This window comes from Bacillus sp. SIMBA_005 (assembly GCF_046535585.1).
Taxonomy (GTDB): Bacteria; Bacillota; Bacilli; order Bacillales; family Bacillaceae; genus Bacillus; species Bacillus pumilus.
This window is the reverse complement of the sequence record NZ_JAWRWI010001335.1, coordinates 1-228: the sequence shown is the minus strand read 5'-3', so window position 1 is coordinate 228 and position 228 is coordinate 1. Positions and strand designations below refer to the sequence as shown.

At 37.7% G+C, this 228-nt stretch carries 1 pseudogene; it reads right to left on the bottom strand.

Annotated features, from left to right (window positions below):
- Window positions 1-110 (bottom strand): annotated as a pseudogene (locus tag SB660_RS24405) (M15 family peptidase); the annotation flags it as partial.
- Window positions 111-228 lie beyond the last annotated feature (118 nt).

The following is a 228-nucleotide window of genomic DNA, read 5'->3' as shown; positions in this document are numbered from 1 at the left end:
CTATCTTGTAATGCCGTCTGCGGCCTCAATTCTTTCTGCACATAGGAAAAACATAGGTCTGCGGAAAAGAAGAGGATCAGAAGCAGCGAAATTCTGACTGGTAGTTTCATGGTGAATTCTCTCTTTCTTTAATTGATTAAAATCTTTGTTTGCTCACTGCCATAAATTTGCTATGATAAAATATAACATAATTAGTAGCCGGAGGAAGGAGGCAAATCTATGAAATCC